Raw genomic sequence first — 24414 nt, forward strand, 5'->3', positions numbered from 1 at the left:
ACTCTCTCCGCATCTCCTGGATGAGCAGAACGCGAACGTTCACTGGAAGTTCGTCGCTCACATTGATGGGTTCGAGCTCTTGGCTGCCCCACCTTGCTGACCATCTACTTGAGTGAACAACACGTTATTTTCCAGGTGAATGTGGTCCATCAGATCCCTTCGGAATGTCTGTAGCCCTTTGTAGAGCGCCTGCCAGGTGTTGCAGGCGCGGTCCGGCAGGTTGTAGTGACGGGTCAGACTGTCCAAGCGTTCCAGTGCTTTGCCGTGATCGTCGTGCTCGGCACGCATGATCTGGATCGGATAAACGGCCATGCTGTCCACACCACGGGTGAGCATTGGAAACAGGATCTGTTCTTCCTTGGCCATGTGCTCTTCCAATTCCTGTGCCAACGTTTCCAGATGTGCGGCTAGTCCGGCCGGGCATTCCGGATGGCCACCGTGAACGCGCTCCACGCGTTGTGCCAGGCGGATAAGCTCGGGCAATTGCTCTCGGTAGACGTCGTGGTAGCTCGTAAGGATGTGTTCAATTAACCCGGGCAGGTCGGTACCTGCCCAAATGTCCTGCGGTTCATCACGCTGTTGAAGGCGCTCAAGACTGGCCAGAAGGATTGCTGTATTAAGGCCTTTCTTTTCCGCCGCGCTCCGCAACGTGCGTGCACCACCGCAACAAAAATCCAATTTAAAGCGGTGCAGGACCGCTGTTGCACCGGGAATGTCCCGGGCAATATTTCCCATAGATTGGTCCAGTAGATTCATGGCTTCATACCTCCGGTTTGCGTGAATCGGTTTCAGATTCTGCTGCGCCCCGGTGATGTGACGTATCGGGCCATTGCTCATCTGATTAAAGATTAAGCTTAGAGTACATCCTTTAAGATTTATATTAAATACTTTTTATAGGGTGTGTCTTCTGGGGCCCGGATTGAAGTGGTCAACTGAATTTGGTCAAGGTTGCGTCGTTAGAACGGCAACGGCACCACGCGAAATTCAGAGCAGAACGTTATCGCGTTTCTGACCTTCGCAAAAAAGACTGACAAAAGAATGCGTGATGCGGAGTAAAACCGAGAAGGATAACCATGAGACAAAAGCGATAGTGGATTGCTATCGGTTAATTGAGCCACTAAAAAATCGGAGTCACACTTACAAAATAGAAGTTTTTGATGTACCGATAAAATGGAGGCGCGGGTCGGAATCGAACCGGCGTTAACGGAGTTGCAGTCCTGCCTAAGTGGAGGGTTTTAAGTTATATAAAACAATAGTTTAAGATATTAAATTGATGTGATTTATCGCTCATTGCGGTATTTTTCTTTTGTTTTAAATCATATAGTTAGGTTTCTATTTTTTCACCAGTTTAGGTGCAGGTCAGGTCGCATTGCCTTGCGGTTCAGATGTCGATCCTGGTAAAAATGAAGAATAATGTTTGAGAATTTTCCGGCATGGTTCGAACATATTATCTTGCGGATAGAGACTCAAAAAAAGCTGCTTTATTGCAAGTTGGCCCCGGAGTCTAGGTGCGTTTGTCAAGACACAGACAGCTTTGACGAGGAAGAGATCTTCGTCAGCATTTTAAATGCAGTATTTACCCGTGCCTAGCCAAAAAACATTGACGACAGGGCCGTTCCTGACCACTGGGAAGAAGATCTGATTTCTAGGTCTATGAACTCCATATTGCAACGTTCGTATAGCGACAGTTCAGGTTTACGATGCTGATTCACGTTGCAGGCAAAGATACTAGCCGCGTTATTTCTTTACTTTTCAAGAAATTGGGAGTCCACCTGAGGAAGACAGGATTCGAACCTGTTAACAATGCCTCCACCAACTCCATAGCAGTAAAGTTAATGGAGATCACTTGACCATCGCGATCGATACCGCGCACGCCCTCGTCAAGGTATGCTGACGAGGGCATATTGCACTGCCGCAGCGAAGACGAAGCAGGCTATCTGCGAGAGTGATGAGCAAATTCAATTCGATTTTCTTGGCTACACATTCCGGCCAGGACGCACGGTTAGTCGAAACGAAACGGCAGACCCTTGCTGGGGTTTACTCCAGCAGTGAGTCGACAAGCGATGACCACCATGCGCCAGTCGATACGATGATGGCATTTGACCCACCGAAGTGAACTGTCACTGGATCAGCTAGCCCAGATGCTAGCGCTACGTGTACGAGGGTGGATCAATTATTATTGTCGGTTCAGAGTTTCAACCTGTAGCTGATCATCTTGATCGCGCCATCATTCGATGGGCTATGCAGAAGCAGCCAAAAATGTTCGCACATTGGTGCGGGCGTGGTGCATTTTCGGTTGGAGCAATGGGAGCCCGGTGAGCTGAGAGGTTCACGCCGGGTTCTGAGAGCAATTGAGGGGGCAGTTCCCCGGCTGACTCATCCCGCAACTCATTCTTTGGTAGGGACTCATCGTCGTAGCAACTTGAATCCCTGTTTAACTAATGCCCGGTATTAGCTGACTATTGTATCAGAGCTTTGGGTGGATTCGCTGAGACCGTTCCTTGCCTTCAGCATTTATGATTGACCCGCGGCCCAGAGTTGAAACCGACCGTCATTTCCCAGACTGAAGTGTGACACATTGGCATATATACTTTAATAAATAAACGGGCATGTGTCACACCTAACGGGTTGGGATCATTGTAGAAAGGGAACTACTGTCAATGATTTGAGCACACTTCAACGATGTCACATGGCTGGGGTCTTTAAAAAATCCCGGCCAGGTCAATGTCTTGATCGAATTGGTAGTTTCCGGTCAACTGCAGTTTTAGATTTATGACGTTGACTGTGCCTGAGCAAGAAATCCTGTGCCATATTAACGTGCCCAAAATAGGGGGCTTGACCGGATTCGTTTTTATATACGCGGGCCGTTTAGAAAAACGTGGGAAAAGACCTTGCACGGATCAAACCGGGCAAATGCTTGATTATGCGTTGCTGGAAATGATTGTCATCAATTATTGCATTCCGCCATTGGTTTGGTTTCACCCTAGGTCTTTGCGACAAAGAAAATTCCGATCTTTTTCCCCTTGACCCGGACTAACGACAATACAACCTCTGCGCCACTATTCAGCGTGCTAAGGTATGAAAGAAGGTTTGAGGATGGTAAATATCTAGGCTTTGTAGCCGGCGTAACCAGTTTGCAGTCTGCATTGTCATGTGGATTTCGACATCGCTCAATTGAATGTGGCAAAGCCTTACAGAGCCTTAAGCGGCTTGGCTTTGAAGATAGATAGATGCTACGAGCCGCGCATACGTTGTCCATTTTCGAGGCCTACATATTTCAGCAGTAATTCTTCGTTCGTGAGGGAACTGAGTCTAGACAGCCAGGTGCCTGTTTTCTGCTAGAAGCCAACAAGAGCAATTGGATAAGCATCCATTCAACCAGAGCGGTGCAGTAAAGCGGTGCAGTAAATAGTTCAGCCGTCGCTAAAAGTACTTTCGTATTTGGTGACGGCTTGAACTGCTGCTGCTCGTCGTTGCCGTTAAGGTGGGACGGACAATTACCCGTTACGGGTATATCTATACATTCGATTTTCAGTATACCGGCTAACTGGTCCTACACGATCTCAAATTGCTCGGTTGCTCGCTGCTGATTGCGCAGATTCGCCAAACGCTCCATCCTCTCGAAGTCCGCAGGTGCGATTTGGTAAAAGCGCTTAATTGGATTTCCTTTGGTTACTTTTTTCTGGTCACCGAATGAGGGGGTTTTGACCCGTTTTCTGGACGTCACCAGTTTCACTCCCATCTTTTGAAAAATATCACTGACATCTCTTACAGGATATTCGCGTTTTCCGTTCATTAAAGGGGCTATTCCCAAGAAATTAATCAGCGGTGATCGTTGCACCAACTTGTCGATCACGGTCTGTGCCGAGTCCCTATCAACACCGTATTCCATATCTATACCTGCAAAGAGCCAGCTGAGCATTTTAGCTCGCGCAATCGGATAGTTACGGCTGATAAGTGATTCATCAGATGAAGCCTGCGGTGGAACTATACCCCTGAAAGAATCAAACAGGTCCAGTTTACCGACACCGCGGCCGCGGTCCCAAAAAAGAACGATCTGCTCGGTTAGTGGCTCATTGCCTATGTTCAATGTTGATCGCAAAAAGTGGGCATCCATGATTATGTTCTGGGCTTCAGTGCGATGGCGTGTACGCTGGAGCCTGGCGGCATGCCTTTGATTCAAAATTGGAGCCGATATGAGGGCCGCGACATATTCCTTACGAGAATCTGACACAATTTTTTTGTGCGCACTCGTTTTTTCAGCATCTGATTTGTTATAGCTACGCCTGAGAACCCATCCGGCTGCATCGAGCTGCCAAAGTAGCCCCGCTGCGAAATCTTGCCGTGCAACGTAATCTTGAGTAATAATATCGGCAGTAAAATGGTCAAAATCTGTTGATAGAGTTGTGCATTCCTCCAGAGCGCATGCTGCTTCGGCAGCACGGATTTGCGCATCGGCCGTCAATCCAATACCTTTGCGTGGACCCGGCCTCATGCCAATAATGTGATGTTTTAGATACCGCACACGTCGGAGCTGCTGGAATGCCTCCGATGGAGTCGTAGTATAACCGCCTCCCACATACAGCCCAAGAGTGAACCGTTGATGCTCTGGAACCTGCTTGTGTTCGACAGAAATGCCAGAGCTGATTACTGGGGATGCGATAACAACATCGTATCGAAGGCTGTCAGCTTCAATGTTAGCCAAGAATCTCTTTTGGCGAGGGCTGCCCTTGTTGTCCCCGTGTATTGCAAGGGTCTTGTATCCGGCGTTGCTGAATATTTTCGCTAATTCAACTGTTGACGTTTTTGCCTCTGCAGCTATCCAAATTCGCCCTCCTGACTCCAGTTCTGCCTGACCCTCGCAGGCAATATGGGCCACCGCATCACTTCCGCTATAGTAATCCGCCTGGATCCCCGCCTTCTTTGGATGAGGAACATCGATAATTCGAAATTTCTCGCCAGGTCGACAGGTTTGGAGAAACTTGATAGTTCGAGAGTCAATATTTACGTCGGCGACGACGACACAGGTCGCACGCGCCACCAGCGTTTTTAGTTGCTCGTAAACCTGTTCGTTTGTCGACGTGGAGTTACTGCAGTACCTTCTATTTTGCAGGAATCGAAGAACCTGTGAGATTTCGTCGATGAACACCATTCGTGTCTTTTCGATCACCGATTTGTAGGCCTTGAGAGTAATCGATGGTAGGCATATTGCCAGCCCATTTTTCGGGTCCGCTTCCGCTTTAAAATCGTGATAGCTTTGCAGTTCTAAGCGTTTTTCCAGCTCTGAAGCCAGGGTAATTCGGTGGCAGATTGCGACAAAGCACTCTCCAGCGGCTGCGGCCCATGCTGCAAATGGTTTGCCAACGAGCTGAGTTTTCCCTTTGGCCATTGGCGCACGGATTATGATTACTCCCCGCCAATCATAATCATTCAGAACCGGAATTCCGCAGGGGTGTGCCTCATAGTTATGACTTTCGATTACTCCAGACGGCAGCCGAACATGCGTCAGCGCCAAATCACGACGAATATTGAGTTTTTTTTCAAGCTGCTTAAAAATTCTGTCCATGGTTACTGGATGAACTGTTGGTTCCTTAATAACAGCTTCGAGATGTTGTCGATGCTCCTCTAGACTCATGGTTTTTGGTACGCCGCCGAGAAGGCGCTTTGAGATACTCCACACAAGTGACGCGGCATTGGTTGGGTCTGTGGCTTGCGAGAGTTTATCAAACCAGGAACTTTTAAAGGACGCGCTGCCTAACTCGATGCGTTCTAGTTTGTGCACGTCCAGAATGGGCAAATCCGACACAGGAGGTTTCGAAAATATTTCCTGAGTTTGCTCAATTCCCATTGCGGAAAAACTAGCGCCGGGCTTCGATAGATAAAACGGTAGTCCAGTCTCTATTGCGGAGCGGATAGCGCTGTTCTGACCTGGTTTACGATTGAGAACGTTAGAGTTCGTTGAACCCTCATTCAGATTATCGACAGCGATACAGTCTCCTGGCTGTGTGGCCAGATTGTTAAATACTCGCTTAAGCTGTCCTGAATCCCAAACAATGATCACTGAGCGGCCGGTCGCTCGCCAAACTGCCCATGCGGTTGCAAAGTCAGCGCAAAATATTCTGCCGCCTTCGTCACACCCATCAATCACCGAGTGAAGGACATTAGTTTTGCTATCAGCAATCAATAGCGCGCTTGTGCCATCCTCGTGGATCAGCATGAAATTGACGATCTCTTTTTTGTCACCCGCCATCAACGGGATGACCAGTTTATGGTCGTCACTGATTCGAAGATCCAGATGCTTAGGATCGATACCCATTGCCCGGAGATAAAAGTGCTCTGACTCCGTGAGTGCAGATCGAGTCTGTTTCCAGTAAAGCGCTGTTTTAATGCCCAAAGTGTCGCTTAGCGGCGACATAACGAAATCTGTAAGTTTAAACATATAGATAGTGCTCCTTTTGAAATGGGAGCAACTAGATTACGAAAAAACAGCACTTGGCAATTTCGGCTAATTTCGGTAAATCGTTAATTACACGAAGAACGACATTTTTTTTGCTCGTTGGGGCAGAATTGGAGTAAACCTGTGACCGCTTCTGTCCGTCTTAGTCTGTCGGCTAGAAGACTCGGTGTTATAATTTCGCCTATGTCCGGCAGAGGGGCTTTGTAAGCGCTGATTTACAGGGTCGCGTTTGAATTCTTGCCGCCATGTTGCACGGAAGTTCAGGTTACACAAGACTACGGCATTGCTTTCGCACTTTTACGGACTAGTCGCAATGTCCAACTTTGGGGAACTTACTACAAAACTTCCGTAGTGTAGACAGGCACAATAAAACGAAAGCGTTGACGAGCGGGTTTGATAACGGTCCCAATCTGGGGCTTGGTCTGGTCGAAAGGAGAGGGTGAGTTAGCTTTTTGTAGTCGCTGTCTGTATTTACCTTAAACTTCCTCCCGTACCGGGCTTTAACGTCTGCCTCGCGCATCAGCGACCGCGCCTTTCGCCGGTTTACTAAATAACCCCGGGCGTTCACGGCCTGTTTCGTCCGCCTCAATCCATAGTGCTCCTAGACCTGAGTTGTTGCCGGCGCTGGCAAAACTGGGCGTTTTCTCTCCTGAAAGAGCAAAACGTAAAATAATACGCGCTTTTTTCATCCGCCTAAGGAGGGGTCACCTGATCATGGCGACAGCTAGTTTTAGGCGGACAATGAAGGCGCGATTATTTTTGACCTGGAAACCTACGAAGAAAACTCCAAGTCGTCATCGAAGCAGTGAATGGTTGCTGTCGTCGTATTGATTGTAATATTTACGGAAGGCCGTATTCCGTTTTTAATCAACTCATATTCATGTGGCTTCAAAACAGGCATATACGCACGATAAAATTTAAATGGAAGGCGTTGGTTGCAGCTTGCGTCAATCGACATTTGATCAATTCGAACGACAATATAATCAACCAGAGAGTTTTCATAAAACCCGTATTTCATATGCGACACGAAGTTTTTCTGTTCATCAGCCCCCAATAAACCATAAGATTTATCTAAGTCTAAAACTGGCACACCGGTCTGCGCCATGTTGTAAGCGTCATCTTCTGTATAGCAGGGTATGAAATAAAACAAAAAATTACGATCTGTGTCTTCAGCAACATAAAAATTACGGCCAGGACTCAGCTCCACGACTTTCACTCTGCCGACCAATGGGTGTTCAAGCATGCCATTATTAATGGACTCTAACATTTCAAGATCTTCACCATAAGCACTAAGTATCATTTTAATATTCCTGCTTTGAATTTTTATCAATTTTACATGATTGTAAAGACAATAGGGCTCGTCTAAACACGAACTTTTGGCGTTTAGAGAAATATTTACTTTTATTTGGTGGTGTATACTATAAAATCAAAAGTTGGAGAGTATTATGAGCGTGGAGCTTCGCTGGCATTACTTAAGGTGCCAAGTTATTAACCTTAATGATCGTCGGTCTGATGATTTTGATTCTATAATCCGTTATATGATGGGCATTGCCGAATCAATCGTTGATGAATATAAACAGGACAGAGAGTTTAATAAAAATAACGACTCACGGTTCCAGTTTTGGACTTACGTGCCCAGTGTTGAACGCGGCGCTTCCTCTGTCGTGATTCGCTGGAGAAGGTACAACGGATCAAGTCGTTACTCAGAACCCATAGCTACCTCATTGACGGTAGAAAATAAAATTCCACAATCGTTTTTCCCAGGCTGCAAAAAATCTGAGAAAAAGGCAGTTTTACACGCTGAGAAGCAATTTTCTATTGTCCGAAAAATTAACGAGAAACTTTTAGAGATCAGTCAGGCTCAGAACGCCCTCATGGGTATCACCGGGGCCCGAGAGCTAAAAGCTAGCTTTGATGAAAATTCTAAATCAGGGCAAAAAAATGGTTTTGACGCTGATCTCGGTGGCCCGCTTCCTCCAGCAAAAATTTTCACAGAAACTGATCGCACGAGGCTCAGGAAGTCGCTTGGTTTAGACCGTTAAGATACAGGCTGCCCTGTATCACAAGAGGGGGGGTTGTGGTCAAGATAGGATAGGTAACTTGACCCTTCAGTGTAATGGGAAACATATAGGGTTGAATCGGTGATGGGCAAGTTATCGAAGTCATTATCGCGTCGAAACTGGAAGTAATCGAAACGCCATTTGAGCTGAGATCGGTGCCAAAAGGGTTGCCTTCAATATCAAAGCCTCCAACACTGTCACCAGTCATTGGAAGGCCAGTAGCAGGATTGATACGGGTATCACCACCCATACGTTGGAAGTTATCATTACTGAAAAGTTCACTCGATTCATGACTAGAATTAAGATTTTCATCATCGATTTCAAAGGCGATGTTAACAATTACTAAACCAAAATCAGCCCCGATCAAAAACCAAAAGGGCCGAATAACCCACCAATAATTCCTCCTATCAAAAAAATAGCAATACTCAATTTAATAGCTCCTTTTAATGACTGTTGGAAATAGTTTAAGTGATTGTACGTTTCGTCCTAATCGAAGTGCCTCGACGAGGCATTCAGTCGGACTGGAGCTACGAGAAAGTATGATCATGAATAGGATGGGTCGGTTTAAAACTGGCACTGACGTGTGATAAAGGGGAGTTGTCCCTATGCCCCTGGTCACGACAAGGGAATGCTAGCGTTTACGCATTTCTAAAAACCAAATTCGGGGGGGGGGGGGCACGCACAGTAAGTTAGGATATATAGGGGAGGTGCCGCACATATGTGCATGACCGGGGGGTCAGGTTCATAGATAGGTTTTGTAAAGCACGGGCATGATTTCCTAAATAGAAAATTGAGAGTGCAGTGGTAGTGTGGCCGCGAATAACCTGAGGTTGCCAGAGAGGGCCACGTCGGTTGACCGCAATCGAGCGCCGTTAACATAGTTGCATAGCGGATTAGATTATATGCAGTAGATTTATAGCTATTGACTCCGCGCCAACGAATGGGCTAATAGCCCCATCTTTAAAATTGGATAGCAGTATTTCATGAGCTTTTAGCCCCGCGCTGTAAGCAGATCCATTAGTCAATAGTATTCACCCTGAATCGACTCTGTGCGGCCTCAGGTTGAGACTTTTTTATCACGCGAGGATTTGCTTACAGACTGACAGTTAAGGCAACCTAGAGCCGTTGTGCACCGTTTGCGAGTACAATCCTAAGCAAGGGAGAACCTGAATTTGCTATTCAGCATGGAATCAACGCTAAACCAGAGTTCGCGGATCATATAGCTCAGAATATTCAGAAAGTAGTCGGGTCCTAGGAATGCCTGGGTTTTACTGAGCGATGCCGCCCAAGTTAATAGTGCCCAATTATTAAAATTCAATATGATGGTCGGATTTAGATCGTTTTTTATTATTTATGGGTTCTAGGTTGCGCTCTGATTGTAAGCGAATAAAATCGGAACGTTGGCCGTCATGAGTGCGAATCAAAATAGTTAGTTCGACCTCATGAAATTGATCTGAACATTCTGCAGCATCAATTACCTTTTTTGCTAATTCATGAATGTTATTCATTGGGTTTCTCTTTTTGGTCGGGGGTTAGATGAATTGTCAAAGGTCTGTCGTTAAAATTCTTTGCTAATTATTAAAGAAATTCCATCCATGACCTGATTTTAAATTACACTAAAAAAATAGAGCTGCAAGTAACAAGCAGACTACGTTATAAAGCTTATTACTTGGATGTTATAATAAGTAAAAATTGCACGTCCCCGCAAGGAGGTTTTCTACGTGACGTGCTGTCGGTGTTTTTTGGCACCGCCGACTGGCCGCTATATGGAGCTATCTTACTACAAGTTCCATTAGCAGCAAGAAAATAGTTATCTCGGCAATGTCGATTAAGATTCATTCAATTGAGAGTTGGTTTATAATCGACATCATCGCCAAGATTAGAATAATTCATGGCGTTTTTAAAGAGGAATGGGCGTGAAAAAAAGCATTCGTTTTGTTATCGAGTTTGATGAGCGAGAACTGATCATCGACGAACTCCAGATTCAGGCCCGTCTTAACGGGATTAGTGTTGAGCATCTCATCAAGCGGTTTATTATTTGTGCAATGATGCCAGCTGATTTAGCTCCCTGTGTACCGGGTGAAAATTTAAACGATTTCTTAGAAAAAAATGGGGTTTTACGCCCTGCTAAAAAAGAGTCTTAGCACTACTAGAAATGTCATGAATTCTTCGTGAAGCGGATTGTCCAAGAATCGCTAAAATTCGTGTAACGTACGGCGATTCGCGACGGATTATCAGTTTCCTAATGCAAGAAGAATGCGAGCTTACCCGAGCTACATTCAAAGATGATCTGAAGTTCCTGCAGGTTTATCTATGTCCACTGGTTCTGACGTCCGTCTACCAAAAACAGACCATTACGCAGTCAATACAGCCAAAAATTACTTAAACTTCCTGCAAAAATTGCTTGGGCTGACTGGCGTGCAGAATTCCTTGCGCCTCCCGAATAAGTAAACCACAAGCTTGAGTTTTTAGTATTGAGGCTGCGTGCGCTGGAGCTAGTGATATTTTTAAACAGTGATCATTGATGTGAAAATATTACTGCGTAAGCGGCAAAGGCAGTTCCTAATTTTCTGAAAGCTGGTTGGGGCGGGCATTACATCTTTGCCAGTGACGTCAGCCTGCTAGGTTGAGACCGCCACTAATCATCAGGTGCAGGCTGCTAATACCGAATGCCGATGTGGCCTCTTTGCCCGTTGTTAAGTAGAGTAAGGCGACAGTCTAAGTCGCAATTGAAAGCATTGATCAAGGCAAGGAATCCGCTATGTCTAACACCGCCGTCCGATACCTCACCATGCTCCGAATGGTGCCACGCCATCCGAAGTCTATTACCACCACAGAGCTGGCAGAGCGACTGACTGAACACGATTTTATCGTGACTATGCGGTCACTTCAGCGGGATCTGGAAAAGCTGAGTGCATTTTTTCCACTTCAGGTCGATGAAACTAAACGGCCTTTTCTATGGTCGTTCGACCGGGATGCCACCGTGGACATCATTCCGGCCTTGGATTTGGCGGCTGCGCTGACGTTTGAGTTGGCAAAGGCGTATCTGACGCCCATGCTTCCCCAAAGGGCCCTGTCGCACCTAAGACCACATTTCGATGAGGCGCATCGCACATTGGCGCGAGAGAAGAGCCCCCTTGGTCAATGGCCGAACCGAGTGAGGGTGATTAGTCGTGGCTTGGGCGGACAGCGGCCTGCCATTGATGCCGACGTTCTGGAAACGGTGACGGAAGCTGTGTTGAGAGAACACCAGTGCAAGTTAACTTATCAGGCTCGCAATTGGCCGCAGCCAGAAGACATCGTTGTCCATCCATTCGGGCTGATTTTCCGAGACCCGAATGTTTATCTGATCGGAACCATTGACGGTCGAGAGGGGGTGCGACAGCTGGTCTTACACCGAGCCACCGCTGGAGAGCTCATGGAGGAGCAAATAGAACGACCGGATGACTTTGATCTGGATCTTTACATTCACTCTGGCGCCATGGGTATTCTGAAATCCAATGAGCCAGTGTTCCTGAAACTCCGCTGTGACAAGCCATCGCTAAATCATCTCATTGAGTCACCGTTAGGCCTTGACCAGATGACGGTGAAGATTAACGAAAATACCTTTGAAATCTCCGTAACGGTGGGAGATACACAGGATCTGCGCTGGTGGTTAGTGGCGCAGGCGACTCACTGCGACATTCTGAAACCTCGGTGGTTGAAAGATGAGATTGAAAACACGCTCGCGAAGGGCCTGGAGCGTGTTCGAAGTGCCCCAACCGACAGTGCCTAAACAGTGTGGTACCCGGGCACTATTCAGGGCGAAGAAGGAGGGGTAAATGGCCGAGCTCTCAGACAATCGACTGGTCCTGTTCACGCTTGGTGAGGGCACCGATCACAAAGGAAGAACTATCCACGACGTTCTGGCACTGGAGAACTTCTGGCTGGAACACACCCATGATTACATCCAATGGTTATTCCCCATTCCGGAAGCCGGCAGGTTCAATGGCTTTGCTCCAGTATTGGACAGTGGCACACGCGCCTGTTTTGGGGAAAATCCAAAGCTCCGCGAACAGCAGTCCCTTTCACTCAACCGCATGCTCGCTTTTTTTGGGCTTGAGCGAAACGGCACGGTCATCGAGCCAGCGCCGGACCTCAATCCTCAAGACCATATCTGGCTGAAAGCAGGCGGCCACAATCATCTGCGAATTACCCGGATGATTCGCAGCCTGCATTACTGCCACCAGCCCGAACTTGCGGAACAGTTCCAGACTGCCGCTATGACTCATGGCCAAACTCGCGGGTATGTGCGCGAAGCGACCTGTGACTATTGGCGCAAAGCCACTGAGTAATGCGCTTTGTCCGAGACGATCAAGTTCATGGCAAAGCCAGCAGGGCAAGGCTTTAAAGCTCAGATAATACCGCAGAATGTTGCCTCCAATATCCTTAAAGCGACAATACATGTCGCAGTCAGGGCGTAGAATACTTGTATCGATTCTGGAGGCCCGCCTATGCTGTTGTGGAAAGAACTTATCAACGAATCCCGTGAGCTGAATAAAGAAACGACCGCGTCCAAAGACGACCTGAAGCTGCTTCAGATTTATCTTTGTAGGCTTTATCTCACCCCTGCGTATGAAAATACCCTGAGCTTGTTCAACACCGAAGAAAGTTTGGTGTTTCTCGGTATCAAACCGCCGGAAGACGCCGATGCGCTGGGCACACGAGCGCATCGGAGCATCATACGCAAGCGGGAAAAGGCACTTACGTCCTCACTTAAAGGCAGTCCAAAACTGTCTTTCGAACCGCTACTGGCAAGCCTGGTGAAGCTCTTAAAACCCAGCCTGGTTGAGACCAAGCTGTTGGTTTATGCAATTTTGCTGCTTAAACACCCGCAGGCTCAGCCAGTGCTTCGGGAACTTGAAATCAACGAGTTCAATAATTCTGTGAGTGCACTGTCCAGGACTCTGCGTGAATCTTCTCGCATGGTCGCCCGAGCGCTTGAAGACGATTCGATGCTGTGCCAGGTTCGCTTGCTTGAGGCGGCCAATCGAGGCAGTGATATCTGGGATTTGGTGGAGGCCGGCCCGTTGCTTGGCCAGTTGGTACAGGCTACTTCTGATGGCGAGAAAGGCCAAAGCGAAAGCGACATTGAACAAATCCTATTTCGCCATGTGTGTCCGCCTGGGCCAGGCGCCCAACATCAGATCGCGGAATTTCAAGGCGTACCGGAACTGCAGTTGATGCTAGATTATTTGCAGAATGCGCTCGCCACCAAGGGCAGAGGTAAAAATATCCTGCTCTATGGAAAGCCGGGCACTGGTAAAACCCAGCTGGCCCGCGCCATGGCCGAAAAATTGTCGGCCCCTCTGTACGAAGTGCCAACCAAAGACGATGGCTCTGGTGCCATGACCGGCCGCGTCCGACTGGATGCAGCCAAGTTGGCTCAGATGTTTCTGGAAGACCGCCTGGGTGCCATATTGCTGTTCGATGAAATGGAAGACGCCTTCCGTAAAGCGAACGATCTTGCAAAAGGCTGGTTCAACCAATTACTGGAAGAAAACCAGGCGCCTGCGATCTGGATCAGCAACAACATCAGTGAGGTGGATTCGGCCTTCTTACGCCGCTTTGACTTCATCTTTGAAGTGCAGGGCTCCGGCACAGATCAGCAGGCCGAAAAGCTTGAGCGCGACCTGTCTGCGCTGCCTGTTAGTCAGGCTTGGATATCAGAAGCGGCCCGCACTTCCTGGATGACCCCCGCGCTGGCTAAAAATCTGTTAGACGTCGCGCAGTACATGCCGGCACGACAGATCATCCGTAACCAGCAGCGTCTGGAGGCCCTGATTCACCAGCGCCTGTCTGTCATGGGAGAACGCAAGCCCGCACCGTTACTGAAACGAAAGCCAACACAGGACTTTCCCGAATTCCGGCTGGAATGGATTAACACCAAGCCGACTCTGAAAAACGTAGAACGCCTGATTCGCAAAGAAGGAGCGGCCAAGATTTGTCTGTATGGCCCGCCCGGCGCCGGTAAAACCGCCTATGCACAGGAGCTGGCCAAGCGGCTGGAAAAGCCCTTTATGCTACAGTCCGGAAGCGACCTTTTGGGCAAGTACGTTGGTGAGACCGAGAAGAATATCGCCAAGATGTTCGACAAGGCCGAAAGAACCGGTGCTGTCTTGCTGTTGGACGAGGCTGACACATTTCTTTACAACCGGGGCATGGCTGATCGCAGCTGGGAGGTAAGCGCAGTCAATGAGTTCATGATTCGCCTGGAACGATTTGAAGGCGTTTTGTTGGCGACCACCAACCGTTTCGACAGTCTGGACAAAGCCATCCTGCGCCGTTTCCAGCTCAAGGTAGGGTTTGGCTACTTGAGTACCGACCAACTGAAAGAGCTCATCGAAGCCTGCGTGATGGACAAGGACAAAGCTCAAGCGTTGCGACCTGATCAACTTGCTCAATTTGAGTACCTGACGCCAGGCCTGGTGCGGGCAGCCGTTCAGCATCTTCGGTTACGAGGTTTCAAACCGCGCACAGAGCGGCTGTTGGAGGCGCTTAAGGCAGAACAGGATCAGCAGATTGACGGTGTAATTGGTCAGCCGATTGGGTTTGTGCAGTAAATAAACAGTGGGGTCAGAGTGACTCCAAACAGGTTCTGGAGCCTCGGCGGTGTCTATCATAAAGAATACTCATAACCTTTTGATAAGGACAAAGCCGAGGGCAACGGAATAAGCTGGAGCATCTCGCAGACATCAACTCACATTAAAGCCGAGATTTGGGCAAATCAGGTTCACCATTTTGTCGGACTTTCTACGATAATCTTCGCCCGCCCACACATAAGCTTTGATCCAGATTGTCATATTTTTATACTGGAAGCGGATACAGCTTCCTTCATCAAGGTGTTTTGACGTCCTTTTAATATAATCTTCACGCTCGTAAACTGTCGCGACGATTCCGACTCGATAATCTTTTTTATCAGCACCCTGCTGTTCCTCTTTAACGGCTTGAAAGTCGCCTTTGGAAAACTGATAAAGGCTGTTTCTCTCAAGGTCTAGTTCGGTCCTTACTTGATTTTGCGCTTCCGAGTAAGGGTGACTGTGGAAGTCACCTAAAAAACGAAATTCAGGGTAATAACAATCTAAAAAATCACGTTTGTATTCATAGCTTTCATTCTTTGCGATGACCCAGCTTTTGTCGCGATCGGCTGCGGTCGATACGTCAGCCATTTCAATTCTATAAACATATTCGCCACGCCTAGACTCATTAATAAAACCCCATAAATTGCCAATGGTTTCTAGGTGGGTTTCTGGGTCTCCATCAAGTTTTGCATGATCAACTTGATAGGCCTCCAAAGCCGAGGTGACAATTGTAAAGAAGGCCTGATCAGACAACGAAACCAAACAGTCAGCCATAGTGTTCCTTATAGATTAATGAATTGTGAGCCAATTTCACAAATCGCAGTTGGTGAAAAAATTACGATTTTGACTCTGCCACACGTCAAGTGATGCGACAAGTCCCCAATGCCTTTGTGGTGGACCGCAGCATTGTTCACTCCAGATGGTTTCGCGCAAGTGTCTCTTGCGCTCGCCTGTGCGGCTGGAATGAATTACAAAGGTGTTTTTGTCAAAATCAAATCGATTTGTCGGCTGCGTTCTGAACAAGGGCCCGGTGAAGCCTGATGACAAAATGATGGCTGATGTCGAGAAAAAAGAGTGATCAACAGTCTATGGCGCTTTTAATATGCGTTACGCATGTAAACACAAAAAAATCAGACAGTTAAATAAGGATTTTTATACGCCTCCTCTTTCGCTTTGCGCCAAACTGACGCATCATCCTGCTCATAACCAGAATGTAATTATTCATAAAGCGACAGCGGATGTCGGGCATCACCAGTAGTATGCCGTCATTACTCAGAAAGCCGTCGCGAAACGTTTCAGGGATCAGGCATGCAAGCACTCTACGCACCAGGCGCACGCGTTGTTGTTCGGGATTGTGAATGGATTGTTCGCCGTGCAGACCCCTGTGACGATGGCGGTTACATTCTCACGGTAGATGGCCTTTCCGAATTGGTTATGGGTAAAAGCGCCCAGTTCCTGACAAGCTTGGAAGAAAAAGCTGACGCTATTCGCGTTCTAGACCCAGCAGAAACCCGTTTCGAACAGGATATGAGCCCGGGCTTTGAAAAAAGCCGCCTGTTTATTGAAACCCAGCTGCGCCAGATTACTCCTGCGGATGACCGGATTCACCTTGGCCACGACGCGGCCATGGATGCAGTTCCTTATCAGCTAGACCCAGCCCTGCAAGCATTAAAGCAAAATCGCCAGCGCATTCTGATTGCCGACGCCGTAGGCTTGGGTAAAACGCTGGAAGCCGGCATATTAATGACAGAGCTTATGCGGCGCGGCAAAGGCAAGCGCATTCTGGTGCTCACGCTGAAAAGCATGATGACCCAGTTCCAGAAGGAGATGTGGAACCGATTCACCATCCCGCTTACCCGGCTGGACTCCCAAGGCCTGCAGCGTGTGCGCAACAACATCCCGGGCAATCACAACCCGTTTTATTATTACGACAAGTCGATTATCTCCATCGACACCCTCAAGCAAGACAACGAATACCGTCGCCATCTTGAGCAGGCCTATTGGGACATCATTGTTATAGATGAAGCACACAACGTCGCCGAACGCGGCTCCAGCTCCCAACGAGCAAAACTGGCGCAGCTGCTAGCCGGCCGGTCCGATACGCTCATCATGCTTTCCGCTACGCCCCACGATGGTAAAGCGCGCTCATTTGCCAGCTTGATGAACATGCTTGACCCCACCGCCATCAGCGACCCGGACGACTATGCCAAAGAAGATTTCCGCGACAAAGGCCTGGTAATTCGCCGATTCAAAAAAGACATTCGGGACCAAGTCGCGCAGGAATTCAAAGAGCGGGTGGTGAAAGACATTTATCTGGATGCCTCACCAGAAGAAGAGGTCGCTTACGAAAAACTGCTGCAAGTGCCGTTCACCTATCGCGGCGAGCACAGCCAAACCAAAAATGGCCAACTGGTGCGCGTGGGCCTGCAAAAATCCATGTTTAGCTCACCGGCGGCGGCAATAACGTCTGTGAAACAGCGTATTAAAAAGCTCCATGCCAAAGACGAGTCAACAGAAGACGAACAGTTAGAAACCGAAACGTTGCAATCACTGCTACTGGGTTTGCGTAACGTCACCCCGGAGCGTTTCAACAAATATCAGCAGCTGCTTAAACTTCTCAAAAGTGCCGATTACGCCTGGAAGAAAAACGACACCGAAGACCGTTTGGTTGTCTTCAGTGAACGCATAGAAACCCTCAACTGGCTGTGGGACAACCTAAAATCCGACTTGAAGCTGAAAGACGACGCCGTGCGCATACTCCACGGCGGTATGAGCGATGTAGAGCAGCAGGAGATTGTTGAGGCGTTTGGCAAGTCTGAATCCAAACTGCGAGTGCTACTGTGTTCCGATGTCGCCTCTGAAGGCATCAACTTGCACTACCTGTCTCATCGCTTGGTGCACTTTGATCTGCCCTGGTCGCTGATGGTGTTCCAGCAACGTAACGGCCGCGTAGACCGTTACGGCCAGACACAAATTCCAATCATCACCTACCTGATTAACCAGAGCGATAACCCCACGGTGAAGGGAGACCAGCGCATTCTGGAAATTCTGAAAGAGAAAGACGAGCAGGCGTACAAGAACATCGGTGACCCCGCCACATTTATGAAAGTGCACGACCCAGAGCAGGAAGAAACCCTAACCGCCGAAGCTATGGCGGCTGGGATTGCTGCAAACACCTTTGATGAACAGTACCAGCCAGACGACAGCAACGAAGGCGATGACCTGCTGGCCATGTTCCTCAACCCGCAAGCGGCGCAACCAAAAACTGAACCGCAAGTGATTCAACACACGGTTGAAGACTACAGCCTGTTCGCCAGTGATTTCGAGTTCGCGCGCCAGGCATTAGAAGCCATCAACCGCGAGCGCCGGCTGGTCAGTTTTAGCGTTAACCAAGAACGCAAAACAATTACGCTGACACCGCCAGACGATCTGGAATATCGCTTCCGTTTTCTGCCGCCAGAAATAAGGCCGGAAAACGGCAGCATGGTACTAACCGCCGACAAAAAGCGGTTCGAGGACGAAATTCGCCGCAGCCGTCAGGATGAAAACGCTTGGCCCAAGTTGCACTATCTATGGCCCCAACACCCTGCCATGCAGTGGCTGCAAGACAAGCTGATGGCCCAAGTAGCTCGCCATAGCGCGCCCCTACTGGTGCTGCCAGATACCGATAGCGTGAAAACCGCCCTGCAACCGGGTGAATCTGTATTTCTTGTGTCTGGCCTTATACCCAACCGCAAAGCGCATCCGGTGATCTGGCAATGGTTTGCTGTGCGTTGCCACAACAACGCCGTGGTAAACGTGCAGCCGGCAGAGGCCTGGCTAAAGTCCCTGCAACTGGACAACCGCGTGCCAAATCGGGGCCAACCAACAAACATTGCGCCTTTGGAAGCCTTGCGGGTGAACGTTATTGCGGCTGCTAATGCAGAAATGGCGAAGCGGCAGCAGGAATACACCAGCGCCACCGAGCCGCACTTGCAGCAGCAATTGAGCGAGCTTCAAAGCCTGAAAAACCGCCAGGTTACCCAGCTGGAACTCCAACTGCAAAGCTCCGCCCAAGCTGAACACTTCAAGGCGGCTCGACGTGAAGAACGCACCAGCCGCATAGACAGCGTGTTCAACGACTACCAAACCTGGGTACGCGACACCCTCACCATAGAGCCGGTGCCCTACGTACAGATCATCGCCGTGTTCACTCGGGACAATGACGATAGCAACGGTTAAACAGGACACACATTATGGCCGTACAAGACACCGCTGCCACCTTCATTGGCCTGACCAACGACAACGAATTCTTCAGTGCCCATTACCTGGCCGAAGTATTCCAGGGTGATTTCGCCGACACGATAAAAGACTGGGATAGCCTTGAAGAACAAGCTCGCAGCGACAGTGAAGGGCAGCTTGGCAACCAATTTACAACGCCGCACCGGGGCCTGCGTAATCTTAATCAGCGCTACTTCGCCCTGCGTCACCGGTTAAAAACCGAGCGCAGCGCGGAAGCGCGCATACAGCAGCAGCGTGAGTTTTATAAAGACCTGATGGCCGTGCTGGACATACCCTGGCAGCCACAAAATCGCGAACTGGCCCCGAACACCGAATTGCCGGTACTCAGCACTCTGGGCGACCAGCTTTGGGTGCTAGGCGCGCTGGATTCCGACAACGAAGGCGAAGACCCGCTATCGCTGACCCTGCACAGCAATCAGTTTTTTGGCACCGGCCCCCATCACGACAGCCTGAAAGGCAGCAGCTGGTACAGCATTTTAAACGAAGCCGTATTCAGGCAAGACAACCCGCCGCGCTGGGTGTTACTGGTTAGTGATCGCCAGGGCATACTCATAGACCGCTACAAGTGGTCACAAAACCGCATGCTGCGCTTTGACTGGGAAGAAATCCTGGGCCGGCGCGACGACAAAACCTTAAAGGCCACCGCCGTACTGCTGAACCGCGAAAGCCTGGCGCCGCAAGACCAAGGCGGGCAGGGCCAGTGCCGGCTGGACAACCTGGACGAAAACAGCCACAAACACGCCTTCGCTGTTTCCGACGATCTGAAATACGCTTTGCGCCAAGCCATTGAACAACTGGGCAACGAAGCCGCCACCCAACTGATTGCCCAAGCTAGAGAGCGCAAAGAGGGCATTTACAGCGGCAGCCATGCGCTAGACCCAGACCAGCTTTCCAAAGAATGCCTTCGCTACATGTACCGCATACTGTTTCTGTTCTACATAGAAGCGCGGCCAGAACTGGGTTACTTGCCGCATCAACACAGCGCCTGGCGCAGCGGCTACAGCATGGACAGCCTGCGCGACCTGGAAATGGTGCGGCTGACCACCGAAGACAGCCAACAGGGCCATTACTTCCACCACAGCCTGCAACGCATGTTCGGCCTTATTTATGAAGGCTACAGCCCCACCCACTATCACGCCAGTAACGATCAGCAAGGCGAAACCACTAGCAACGCCTTCACTCTGCAAGGGCTGGACAGCCACCTGTTCGACCCAGCCAAAACCCCGCTGCTGAACCGTGTGCAGTTCAGCAACGCCACATTGCAGCAAGTCGTGCAATCCATGTCGCTCACCCGTGCAGCGAAGGGCAAGTGGCGCCGTGGCCGGGTAAGCTACACCCAGTTGGGCATTAACCAGTTGGGCGCCGTGTACGAAGCCCTGCTCAGTTATCGCGGATTTTTTGCCACCGACGACCTGTACGAAGTAGCTGCAAAGGGCAGCAACATAAACCCCGACGAACTCGACACCGGGTATTTCGTTACCCGCGAACAGCTTGACGAATTCCACAACAACGAACGGGTATACGACAAAGTAGACGGCAAACTCAGCCTGCGCCTCCACCCCAAAGGCAAGTTCATTTACCGCATGGCCGGGCGGGACCGGGAAAAATCCGCCAGTTACTACACCCCGGAAGTGCTCACCAAAAGCCTGGTGAAATACACCTTAAAAGAACGCCTGACCGAAGACGTAAGCGCAGACGACATTTTAAAACTCAGCGTGTGCGAACCCGCCATGGGCAGCGCGGCCTTCCTGAACGAAGCCGTTAACCAGCTGGCCGAAGCCTACCTGGGTCGCAAACAGCAGGAGCTGGGCGAACGCATACCCCACGCAGATTACCAGCGCGAACTGCAACGGGTAAAAATGCACATCGCCGACCACAACGTATACGGCGTAGACCTGAACCCAATTGCCGTAGAACTGGCGGAAGTGTCGCTGTGGTTGAACGCCCTAAGCGGCGGCCACAACGTGCCCTGGTTTGGCTATCAGCTGTTCAGCGGCAACAGCCTGGTGGGCGCTCGCCGCGAGGTGTACGCCACAAGCACCTTGAAAAAACAGGCGAAAGACGGCCTCTGGTATAAAAACGCTCCCCGCCGGTTGCCGCCAGAAACCTTGTCGCGGCCAACAGGCGAGGGCGGCCGCAAAGCCGGTGATATTTACCACTTCCTGCTGCCAGACCCCGGCATGGTGGGCTACAACGACAAAGTGGCCAAGCAGCTGCGCCCGCAGGCGTTCAAAACCATCGCGAGTTGGAAAAAAGACTTCTGCGCCCCGTTGGACGACAACGAACTGCGCACCCTGGAACTGCTCAGCCAAGCCGTAGACCGCCTGTGGGGCGAACACACGCAAATGCTGGCGCAAGATCGTCAACGCACCGAAGACAGCTACGCTCTTTGGGGCCATCACATTGAAGAGCAGCACAATACCAGCACCCGCGAGAAAGACGATATTCGCACCCGCGGCATTTTCAATACCAACGCCCGCATTGCCTCGCCTTATCGCCGTCTGAAACTGGCCATGGATTACTGGTGCGCCCTCTGGTTCTGGCCGCTGGACAAAGTGGACCAACTGCCAGACCGGCAAAAGTGGCTGTTTGATTTGAACACCATACTCAACAGCGCCGGCACCTTCGAGTTCGCGCCAGAGCAAGAAGGTCTGTTTGAAAGCCCGGCACAACCGGATACCGCTGAGCAGGAAAGCGACCCCTTCGCCAAACCCCAGAACGACATGTTCGGGGCCGACGACGACCAGCTCAGCCTGCGCGAAGAAACCAAAGCCGCCCGCGAAGTTCATAACCAGCACGGTGACCTGAACCTGGAAAAGCTGTTCAAACAGCCGTTCTTTGCCACCCTGAACATTGCCAACCAGCTCAGTGAAAAATTCCGCTTCTTCCATTGGGAATTGGCCTTCGCCGATATTTTCGCCAAACGCGGTGGTTTCGACATAACACTGGGGAATCCGCCTTGGCGCAAAGTGGAATGGCAGGAAGGCGGAATACTGGGCGACCATAATCCGCGTTTTGTGTTGCACAAACTTAGCGCTACACAGTTGACCGCCGAGCGCGAAACAGCCTTTGCTCGCGACCCGCAGTTGGAGAACAGCTGGTTTGCCGAGCTAGCGGAAGCGGAAGGCACACAGGCGTTTTTGAACGCGATGCAGAATTATCCGCAGTTAAAAGGCGTGCAAACCAATCTGTACAAGTGCTTCTTGCCAGTGGCTTGGGCCAATGTGAACGCGCAGGGCGTAAGTGGGTTTTTGCATCCGGAAGGGATTTATGATGATCCGAAGGGTGGGCCGTTTCGGCGGGAGGTCTATCCGCGGCTGCGACAGCACTTCCAGTTTCACAACGAGATGGGCCTATTTGCTGAAGTTCACCATGCTACGATTTACAGCATCAACGTTTACGGTGAAAAGCAGGAATTCCCGGATTTTCGTCACATTGCTAATTTGTTTGTGCCTCAAACGGTCGATGTTTGCTTTGGCCATGAAGGCAAAGGGCAAGTCCCAGGAATTAAAGAGGAGGTTGAGTCTGCTAGTGGCGCTGTCAAAACCGTTTGGAACACGAACGGCCACCACGACCGCATTATAGAAATCGGCCCGCACGAACTGGCCATGTTTGCTCAGCTGTATAGCGAAGCCGGCACCGATCCACTTGAGGCTCGCCTGCCTGCCTTGCACGCTCGTCAATTGACCAGTGTGCTGGAAAAATTTGCCGCCCAGCCGCGACGACTGGGGGATGTGAATGGGCAATACTTTTCTACGGTAATGTTTGACGAAACTTTCGCCCAACGGGAAGGAACTATAAAGCGGGATACTCAGTTTCCGGATTCTTTACAGCAATGGGTGCTTTCTGGTCCGCATTTTTTCGTTGGAAACCCATTTTACAAAACGCCCCGAGCGGAGTGTACGCTGAGTAGCCATTATGACGTTGTCGATCTAAATACTCTTCCGGACAACTATCTGCCGCGCACCAACTACGCTCCCGCCTGCGATCCCGACATCTACCGCGATCGAACACCGAGAGTGCCCTGGGTGGAGGAGGGTGAGGCGAATGGCCGTCTGGTTACGGAGTTTCATCGGTTTGTGAATCGGGAAATGATCGGGCCATCATCAGAGCGAACGCTGATACCCACTATCATTCCTAAAGGTGCGGCGCATATAAACACTTGCCTTGCATCAATCTTCAAATCAGAGCATGTCATGCTCGATTATTTTGGTATGACGTTATCCATCGTCTTGGATTACCGCGTTAAAAGTACGGGTATGGGGCATGCCAATACATCCCTGATCAATCAACTTCCGATATTGTCTGATGAGCGATATCGGGCTTCGCTTCACCTGAGAGCTTTGGCGTTGGTTTCTCTAACCAATCATTACGCAGACCTCTGGCAATCCAACTGGCAAGACTGTTTTCGCCAACAACGCTGGGCCATCGCCGAACCTAACAACGCTTTGCCCCAGGACTTCTTCACCAATCTCACCCCAGATTGGCAACGCAATAACGCCCTGCGCAGCGACTACGCCCGCCGCCAAGCATTGGTAGAAATCGACGTTTTGGTCGCCCAGGCCCTCGGCCTTACCTTGCAAGAACTGCTCACCATCTATCGCGTGCAGTTCCCCGTGATGCGCCAATACGAAGCCGAAACCCACTACGACCAAACCGGCCGCATCGTCTTCACCCCCAGCAAAGGCCTGGTAGGCGTAGGCTTGCCCCGCAAAGCCAGCAAAAAAGAACTCGGCGAAGGCACTCACTACCGCGTAAACGCCCCGGGCAAACAACAACAAAACACCGCCCTAGGCTGGGAAGATATCCAGACCTTGACCGAGGGCAGTGTTTACAAAACCTACATGGACGACACGCTACCCGGCGGCCCTACCGAACGCACAGTGGAATACAAAGCGCCGTTCTTCAAACCAGATCGGGAAGAGGATTATCGGGTGGCTTGGGAGATATTCACGAATGGTTAATGGCACATCAAAGAATATGAAGCCAATCAGGC

The 24414-nt window shown here is 49.9% G+C and carries 15 protein-coding genes; 8 read left to right on the forward strand and 7 right to left on the reverse strand.

All coding sequences use genetic code 11. The features are described from left to right. Positions 1-57 precede the first annotated feature (57 nt). Positions 58-756: an iron-sulfur cluster repair protein YtfE gene (gene ytfE / locus ATG98_RS17250; RefSeq protein ID WP_098424482.1), complete on the reverse strand. Its 699-nt coding sequence runs from the start codon at positions 754-756 to the stop codon at positions 58-60. A gap of 1343 nt (positions 757-2099) precedes the next feature. On the opposite strand from ytfE, the gene ATG98_RS23040 reads away from it, so the two are divergent. Beyond that, the gene (locus ATG98_RS23040; protein WP_218925889.1) at positions 2100-2210 is read left to right on the forward strand and encodes a group II intron maturase-specific domain-containing protein; all 111 of its coding nucleotides are present in this window, start codon (positions 2100-2102) and stop codon (positions 2208-2210) included. A gap of 1343 nt (positions 2211-3553) precedes the next feature. Here ATG98_RS23040 and ATG98_RS17265 read toward each other — a convergent pair. The 3 genes from ATG98_RS17265 to ATG98_RS17270 all read right to left on the reverse strand — a co-directional run bounded on the left by ATG98_RS17265 (position 3554) and on the right by ATG98_RS17270 (position 7757). After that, positions 3554-6439 carry a plasmid replication protein, CyRepA1 family gene (locus ATG98_RS17265; protein WP_098423941.1) on the reverse strand — a complete coding sequence of 962 codons (2886 nt, stop codon included), beginning with the start codon at positions 6437-6439 and terminating at the stop codon, positions 3554-3556. 518 nt (positions 6440-6957) lie between these two features. Then, positions 6958-7146: a hypothetical protein gene (locus tag ATG98_RS23045; RefSeq protein ID WP_179888193.1), complete on the reverse strand. Its 189-nt coding sequence runs from the start codon at positions 7144-7146 to the stop codon at positions 6958-6960. A gap of 83 nt (positions 7147-7229) precedes the next feature. After that, positions 7230-7757 carry a hypothetical protein gene (locus ATG98_RS17270; protein ID WP_098423942.1) on the reverse strand — a complete coding sequence of 176 codons (528 nt, stop codon included), beginning with the start codon at positions 7755-7757 and terminating at the stop codon, positions 7230-7232. 145 nt (positions 7758-7902) lie between these two features. On the opposite strand from ATG98_RS17270, the gene ATG98_RS17275 reads away from it, so the two are divergent. Then, on the forward strand, positions 7903-8499 hold the full coding sequence (locus ATG98_RS17275) for a hypothetical protein (RefSeq protein ID WP_098423943.1): 597 nt from the start codon (positions 7903-7905) through the stop codon (positions 8497-8499). Here ATG98_RS17275 and ATG98_RS21640 read toward each other — a convergent pair. After that, a complete protein-coding gene (locus tag ATG98_RS21640) occupies positions 8471-8884 on the reverse strand; it encodes a hypothetical protein (protein ID WP_143751487.1) in 414 nt (137 codons plus the stop codon). The two genes, ATG98_RS17275 and ATG98_RS21640, sit on opposite strands and share 29 nt — an antisense overlap. A 940-nt stretch (positions 8885-9824) precedes the next feature. Beyond that, positions 9825-10025, reverse strand: a complete 201-nt coding sequence (locus ATG98_RS17280) for a hypothetical protein (protein WP_098423944.1) — start codon at positions 10023-10025, stop codon at positions 9825-9827. Between the two features lie 408 nt (positions 10026-10433). Between ATG98_RS17280 and ATG98_RS17285 the strand changes: the two genes are divergently transcribed. The 4 genes from ATG98_RS17285 to ATG98_RS17300 all read left to right on the forward strand — a co-directional run bounded on the left by ATG98_RS17285 (position 10434) and on the right by ATG98_RS17300 (position 15119). Further along, a complete protein-coding gene (locus tag ATG98_RS17285; protein ID WP_143751489.1) occupies positions 10434-10661 on the forward strand; it encodes a hypothetical protein in 228 nt (75 codons plus the stop codon). Positions 10662-11278: 617 nt separating this feature from the next. After that, the gene (locus ATG98_RS17290) at positions 11279-12292 is read left to right on the forward strand and encodes a helix-turn-helix transcriptional regulator (RefSeq protein ID WP_098423946.1); all 1014 of its coding nucleotides are present in this window, start codon (positions 11279-11281) and stop codon (positions 12290-12292) included. A 46-nt stretch (positions 12293-12338) separates the two neighbouring features. Beyond that, positions 12339-12851, forward strand: coding sequence for an opioid growth factor receptor-related protein (locus ATG98_RS17295; protein ID WP_098423947.1), 513 nt, complete (start codon positions 12339-12341; stop codon positions 12849-12851). 159 nt (positions 12852-13010) lie between these two features. Then, positions 13011-15119, forward strand: coding sequence for an AAA family ATPase (locus tag ATG98_RS17300; RefSeq protein WP_098423948.1), 2109 nt, complete (start codon positions 13011-13013; stop codon positions 15117-15119). A gap of 132 nt (positions 15120-15251) precedes the next feature. Here ATG98_RS17300 and ATG98_RS17305 read toward each other — a convergent pair whose 3' ends face one another. Continuing rightward, positions 15252-15911 (reverse strand): hypothetical protein, encoded by a 660-nt coding sequence (locus tag ATG98_RS17305; protein ID WP_098423949.1) that lies wholly within the window; start codon positions 15909-15911, stop codon positions 15252-15254. A gap of 534 nt (positions 15912-16445) precedes the next feature. Between ATG98_RS17305 and ATG98_RS17310 the strand changes: the two genes are divergently transcribed. Further along, complete coding sequence (locus ATG98_RS17310; protein ID WP_098423950.1) at positions 16446-19358, forward strand: DEAD/DEAH box helicase; 2913 nt, start codon at positions 16446-16448, stop codon at positions 19356-19358. 14 nt (positions 19359-19372) lie between these two features. Further along, the gene (locus ATG98_RS17315) at positions 19373-24382 is read left to right on the forward strand and encodes an Eco57I restriction-modification methylase domain-containing protein (RefSeq protein ID WP_098423951.1); all 5010 of its coding nucleotides are present in this window, start codon (positions 19373-19375) and stop codon (positions 24380-24382) included. The last annotated feature ends 32 nt before the right edge of the window (positions 24383-24414 follow it).

The sequence above is a fragment of the Marinobacter sp. LV10R520-4 genome, assembly GCF_002563815.1.
Lineage (GTDB): Bacteria > Pseudomonadota > Gammaproteobacteria > Pseudomonadales > Oleiphilaceae > Marinobacter.